Source organism: Halanaerobium saccharolyticum (genome assembly GCF_004362045.1).
Classification (GTDB): Bacteria; Bacillota; Halanaerobiia; order Halanaerobiales; family Halanaerobiaceae; genus Halanaerobium; species Halanaerobium saccharolyticum_C.
In genome coordinates this window covers 38,025-44,526 of record NZ_SNWX01000027.1, presented here as the reverse complement: position 1 = coordinate 44,526, position 6,502 = coordinate 38,025, and the positions used below count along the sequence as shown (strand labels likewise).

Genomic DNA, 6,502 nt, shown 5'->3' with positions numbered 1-6,502 from the left:
TTCCTTCAGATTCCACCTCGCGATGGACACCCTTGTCTTCAGCTAGCGGTTGGCACTATTAACCCCCACATCAGACTTTCACTGATTAGCAAATACTCATGCCAGGCAAACCATAAATAACCCCGGCATTTAAACCGGGGCTAAACAGAACAGATAGCTGTCCTGAGTAAAACTATTTAAGATCGGGGGCCATGAATTTCAGCCCCCGCCTTGTAGTGGAAAAGTGTTAGTTTTATAACACTTACACTGCTGATTAAGTTTATTTCTTTGTAAAATTAATAATCTCAAATTCATAAAATATTCAAAAAATTATTCCTCTACAAGATCTGACTGTCACTTAGTTTATAAACTGCCTCTTCCAGTAAAGTTCTGACTACCAGATTTATAACTTCCTGCTGTCCTCTACCACTTTCAAATTCAACAATGTTATTACCCATAAATGAAAAGAGTTGTAAACCTATCTTTTCTCCTACTATTTCCTTCTTAAGACTTTTTGCCCAGACTACTTTACCTGTAGTAGAATCAGTTACTCTTAAGTCAACTGCACAGCTTGCAACTGCAAATTCCTGCTGTCCACCTTTTCCAGCAATAACTAATCCCAATCCTCCCGTTTTTTTATCTATTTGATATTCTGTGATTGCCCCAGATATTATATAATCTGAGCCCAACATCTCACCAATTACTGGTCCTTCATTATTTATTGTTCTTTCCTGGATTACAAGATTTTGTTCAGTCATAAAATTATTTAAATTTACTCTATCAAGAATTTCAAATTGTCTGGACCTAATTAAGGCAGTGATAAGCATTTCAGTAGCACCCTGAGTAACTATTTTTGAACCAATTTCACTATACTGGCCAGTTTTGTCCTGAATATCATAAATAGCCACTTTATATTTCTCTTCTCTCTCCGGTAAGGCTGCTAAAAGTTGAGTTGCAGTAGTGATATTTTCTCTGGAAGTCATAATTTCTTCGTCAGATTGTATTACTTCTTCTATTATCTGCTCTGACTCTGTGACTGGTCTTTCAACAGTGTTTATCTCAGGAACTTCTCCACCTGATCCGCCTCCCAGGAGAGAAATAACTAGTAAAGCAGCAATCATTATCTCCATAATTCTCCCTCCTCCAAAAATTACTATATATTATCCTGATTTTAAAAATCAAAATCCCAGTCATTTGTTCCGTATTCAACTTTAGTTTGCTCACCTGTTTCTTTATTTGTTATATAAATAGTAACATCACCATTATCATCTTCTACCGTTACTAATAATGTATTGGTTTCATAAACTCCCGCAGCTGAACCATCTTCAATCATTTTATTGACAATATCTCTCTGGATGTTACTCATTATTCTACCTTCTAAACCTGAAACAAACTGTGCTATTGGATCTTCTGACTCACTCATCTCATTTTGAGCCTGAGCTAAATTATAAGCAACCTGCCTGGCATCAGGATCATTTAGGACCTTAAAACTCCAGCTGGTAGTTGATGCAGCTCCAACAAAACTACTAAAACTAATTACAAAGAAAAAAAAGAGAATTGAGATGATAAATATTTTTTTTAACATTTTAAATGCTCCTTTCTAAAAAGGAATTTTAAATCCCAAAGCTGAATAAAAATCGCCATCTTCTAAATCATCTTTCTCATTAATAAATTTTGTTTCCACAAAAAAATACTGACTGAGATTTAGGCCAAGAAAAACCTGGTAATCTGCTACATTCATGACTTCTGCTCCCAGACCAAAATAAGGGGAAAACAACCTATTACTTAAAGTTGTCTGCAGAGATAAAAATGCTGCTACATCCTCTTCTTCATTATCAAGATAAATGCCCTCTATCACATAAGAAAAATTAGTACTGTTCTTATTTCCATAGAATATTTTTTCAAATTTAGCTCCCAACTTATATTGAGTATTATTTGTATGGTAATTACAGGCATACATACTAACTGCAGCAGTCTGATTAATGTTAGTTTGAGCTTTGCTAAACTGTTGAGAGGCCTCAATTAATTCTATTCTTTCTGTTAAATTTTGTTCCACTACTTGTGATTCATTTTCTTGAGCCAGGATTAATGGTGAATTGATAATTAAAAACATAAAAAAAACTAGAAGTATATAAAAATAATCTAAAATCCATATTCTTTTATCCATTTTATCACTCCTGGTAATACGTAATTTAAAATACTCAGTAAAGAAGCAATCTAAAGGAAAACTAACCTTTAGATTGCCTGTTTACAAATTTAAATATTATTAGACTTTAATACTGGTTAATAGTTGCACTGTTGCCAGCGCCATTTTGAGAAATTATCGCAAAATCGTCTTCATCTGTCTGATCTGTACGGGCAAAGTTAAAGCAGCCAAGTTGACCAATAAAGCTCTTATTATCTTCTCCAGTTTGATACTGTTCGGCTTTGTTTGCAAAACCGTCCTGATAAACTGAAGCTAATAAATCATCTCCATCTTGATATTGAGAAACAGAGTTAAATTCTCCCATTGATTTAACTATAGCAAAGTTATCATCTCCATCCTGATATAAATCTGAATCATTTCCCCAGCCGTCCTGGTAAATGAGACCAATATGATCTTCACCTGTCTGATTAACTAATGCATCATTACCCCAACCATCCTGATCAACCTTAGCAAAATTGCCATCAGAACCATTTGCTGCTGCCATACCACTCATACCCACTACTAAAAGAGCAACTGCTAACAAAATAAATAATTTTTTCATTACTTTTCCTCCTTGATATTTTTTGGATTTTTAATTCTAAAACTTTCCCGAAAAATTTTAAGTTTTAGATTGAAACTCATTTTTTATTAGTTTGCAACTCTTAATACACTATCATTTGTAAATTGTGTAATTCTAACATGACTGTTAAATTGAGATTGTTCAATTGTAGCCAGGTTATCATGGCCATACTGTCTTATTTCAGCTCTGGCATTTACAGTAAACTGTTTAATTAAAGCAGTATTACTGTTCCCAACCTGGACTATTGAAGCCGAATTACTTTTTTCTTGAGAAGATAAATTTTTCTGCCAGATCTCACCCTTATTATAGCTGCCAATTTGAATTATCGAAGCAAAATTATTATTTGATACAGAGTCAAATTCATTGCTGTAATTCTCATTTTCCCAAACTATCGAACTGCTAAATTGTCTTTGATTAAATAAATAATCGCTTTGAGCAAAGGAATTTATAGTAGGGATAATTGTTAGCAATAAGGACAAAATCATAATCAATGTTATTCTCTTTATTTTCATCTTCTTCTCCACCTCCTTCTTGCTTTTTCACACCTCCTTTCTACTGAGTTAATAATAACAATAAAAACTAATAAAAATTTATAATAAATCTCGAAAAAACCTCGAAAAATAAAAAAACCACCCGCTAAAGGTGGTTTTAACAAAAAATATTTTTTTAATTTACTTCTCTAATATCAATTGAAGGTTTCTTAATCAATTCTAACTCCTCACAAAATTTATTAAATCTGTTCATAATTATTCCACTATTAACAAGGCTCATATCTCTCAACAAAATGTATACTTTTTTATTGAGAACACAAATTACATCTCCTGTTCTTAACATACTTCCGATTTTATCTGCTGCTTTCTGAAAAGGGAGCTTAAGTTCAACATTATTAAAATCAATAGTCATCAGAACAAACTCTTTTTTTAATCTTTTTACATGTCTGATCTCAAGCTCATATATCTTTTTAAAGACCATCATTTCGCAAAGCATAGCACCTGAACCTAAAATAGGGCTTTCATTTAATTCTACTTCTATATCTTCCGTTAGATCCTGACTCATTCTAATCCGGTGATACTCTTTTTTAAGACTCCGGCCGGGAAAAACATCAAGTTCTTCTTTTAGTATTCTTTCACATTTTTTGTAACTATTTATCGCCTCTGCTACTCGTCCAAGTTTAACTAAAGCTTTAATATAAAATAAATAAAAATTTTCCCGATAAGGATCATATTCAATTCCTTTATGTAGATAATTTACTGCATCTCGATATCGCTGTTCCTGAAATAATTTTTCTGTAAAATTTTCAATTAAATTTAAATATAATTCTCTATAATCCTCCCGGTGAATTTCCGTCCAGCCTTCATACCTTAAAGGAGGAAAAAAATCTCCCCGATAAAGACTTAATAAATCCTCCACTTCTGACAAAGATAGTTCTTCTCCTTTGATTACTTTCTTAGCATTTTTCTCAAAATAGTTCCAGTCTGTTTTAACAGGATAAGCGTCATTAAGCGAATATCCGCCATTTTTTGATTCAACAATATCTTTTGGAATCCCATCTCTGGCAAGTGACTTTCTCAATAAATAAATTGTGTTATATAATTTATTTTTCCCATCATTCAGATCAGATTCTTCCCAGAAAACATCAACAAGTTCTTCGGCAGCGACATTTCTGTCCTTAGCCAGTAAAAGATACATTAATAAATATAAGGCTCTCTTAGATACCCAGCTGCTGCCATCAAATCTTTTCCCCTGATACTCATAATAAAATGGACCCAGACCATAAAAACTAATCTTCTCTAATTCGCTCATAAACACACCCCCATGTGTGCTGCACATCAATCCACAAAATCTATCAAAAGGGGCATCTGTCTTTTTAGGCAAATGTCCATTATTTTTTAAAAAAATTAAAATGCTGCTTCTAAAATGCTTTTTATATCCTCTCCTTTAACCTGACCGGCCGAATTTAAAAGTGTACTATTATGCATTGCTTTATAAATCTTTATATTCTGCTCTTACTCCACCCACAAGTTTGAGCCTTGTTCTCGCTGCAGTAAGATGGGCTTTGCCAATTTCTTTGATTGATAATCTCACAGGTACGGCAACATTTTTAAGATGCATCCCGATTAAGGCATCCCCAATATCAATTCCTAAATCTGCTTCCATACTTTCTACCGTAACTGGATTTTCAAATAATTCGAATGCTTCTGTCGAAAAAGCACCACCAGCATGACGCTGAGGAATAACATTCACCTCTGGAAAGTGATAGAGTAGCTGGCATTTTTTTTCGATTACAAGTGAACGATTTATGTGTTCACAACCCTGAACTGCAAGATACAATTCAGATTCATCCATAATTTTTATAACTCGCCTAATTATTTTTTTTCCAAGTTTCAAATCAGTTGCAGAACCAATTTCTTTACCCTGTATTTCACTGGTACTTCCACCCAGTAAAAAGATTGAATTGGGTTCCGGCTTAACAATATCTATTAATTCTCTGATGGCTGTTTCAACCTCAGTTAGTATTTTCTCTGTATTCATTAATATCTCCTTTCTAAACTTATCCATATCTATATTTTATCTCAAAAGTATGGATAGCGCAAATATGTGATTCTTTATACATATTTATATATTTTAGTCTGGATAAAGAAAAAGTCAGGCTTCAAACCCAACTTAATAACAAATTTTATAATTTAGCCTCTATTTCTTTTTCCAATTCAAAGTAACGTGCTTTAGCAGTTTGAGAAAGTTCGTCCATTATTTCTTCTCTAAATTTAAAGGCCAGCTTCTGGCGATCATGCCGCTGATTATCATTTAAAATTTCGGACCAATTAATTTTTTTGCTTTTATTAAAAAGATCATAATCAACCAACCTTTCCCCATTACTGCTGTACTCAAAAGCAAATAATATCTTTTTTATTTCCAGAGGAGATAAAAATGTAAAAAGCCTCACCTGATAGGCAGTAATTGAAAATAAAGCAAAGGCATGGTCTTTAGTCCAGGATTCACCCAGAATAATACCTGCCTCTAAATCAGATAGAATCGTCATTAAACGCTGGTATTCCAGATCATAAAGTCCACTGGAATCATAAATATTAATTTTAAGTTCAGACCACTGATTATCTTTAAGCCCATGAGTGATATACCTTACAGCATCCCGTCTCAGTTCCTCAAATACTAAAGTTGAATCTTTATTAACTAATATATTATCTCTTACTTTGTTTAAAGATTTTAATCTTGATTTGATAGGCTGTTCGGTAAATGAAATAATTGTGCTGTCTGCACTTCCCAGGTTAATACCTTCTAAAATTGAAACTTCCCGCGCCTGATAATTTTCAATAATCTCAGCTATTACTTTTTTCCCAGCTTCCGGAATCCGCATTACCAGCTGCCCCGGTCCAGTAGTAACTTTTCCGACTGCCTGATTCAACTGAACTTCATTTAAAATCACTGCCAGTAGTGCTGTGGAATTCATCGGCAAGTATAAGATCAGATCTGAATCTTCAACCTTAAAACTTTCTTTCTCCCAATCACTCAAAAATACTATTACCGATTCCTCTACTGCCAGCCCGATTGCAGTCTGAAAATCAAGTTGTCTCACTTCGGTCAACTGAGAAAGCTGCTGACTGAAAAAATCAGGTTCCTTTACTTTTAAAAAAAGATATCGGGGACCACTGCGGACAAAATTCATCTAATCACTCCTGCTGCTTGATAATTATTTAAAATTTCTAAAAACTTAACCTAAAAGAAATTAGCCAGATCCTTGC

At 33.6% G+C, this 6,502-nt stretch carries 8 protein-coding genes; all 8 read right to left on the bottom strand.

Translation table 11 applies throughout. The annotated features are described in order from the left end of the window. Positions 1–317: 317 nt before the first annotated feature. Positions 318–1,109, bottom strand: a complete 792-nt coding sequence (locus DFR79_RS12985) for a CsgG/HfaB family protein (RefSeq protein WP_133515907.1) — start codon at positions 1,107–1,109, stop codon at positions 318–320. A gap of 41 nt (positions 1,110–1,150) precedes the next feature. Continuing rightward, complete coding sequence (locus tag DFR79_RS12980) at positions 1,151–1,564, bottom strand: curli assembly protein CsgF (protein ID WP_133515906.1); 414 nt, start codon at positions 1,562–1,564, stop codon at positions 1,151–1,153. A 15-nt stretch (positions 1,565–1,579) separates the two neighbouring features. Further along, on the bottom strand, positions 1,580–2,146 hold the full coding sequence (locus DFR79_RS12975; RefSeq protein WP_133515905.1) for a hypothetical protein: 567 nt from the start codon (positions 2,144–2,146) through the stop codon (positions 1,580–1,582). Positions 2,147–2,252: 106 nt separating this feature from the next. Further along, positions 2,253–2,726, bottom strand: coding sequence for a hypothetical protein (locus tag DFR79_RS12970; RefSeq protein ID WP_133515904.1), 474 nt, complete (start codon positions 2,724–2,726; stop codon positions 2,253–2,255). Between the two features lie 86 nt (positions 2,727–2,812). Beyond that, the gene (locus tag DFR79_RS12965; protein ID WP_133515903.1) at positions 2,813–3,256 is read right to left on the bottom strand and encodes a hypothetical protein; all 444 of its coding nucleotides are present in this window, start codon (positions 3,254–3,256) and stop codon (positions 2,813–2,815) included. 154 nt (positions 3,257–3,410) lie between these two features. After that, positions 3,411–4,547, bottom strand: coding sequence for an AfsR/SARP family transcriptional regulator (locus DFR79_RS12960; RefSeq protein ID WP_133515902.1), 1,137 nt, complete (start codon positions 4,545–4,547; stop codon positions 3,411–3,413). Between the two features lie 180 nt (positions 4,548–4,727). After that, positions 4,728–5,276: a TIGR01440 family protein gene (locus DFR79_RS12955; protein WP_133515901.1), complete on the bottom strand. Its 549-nt coding sequence runs from the start codon at positions 5,274–5,276 to the stop codon at positions 4,728–4,730. A gap of 145 nt (positions 5,277–5,421) precedes the next feature. Next, positions 5,422–6,426 carry a hypothetical protein gene (locus tag DFR79_RS12950; protein WP_133515900.1) on the bottom strand — a complete coding sequence of 335 codons (1,005 nt, stop codon included), beginning with the start codon at positions 6,424–6,426 and terminating at the stop codon, positions 5,422–5,424. Positions 6,427–6,502 lie beyond the last annotated feature (76 nt).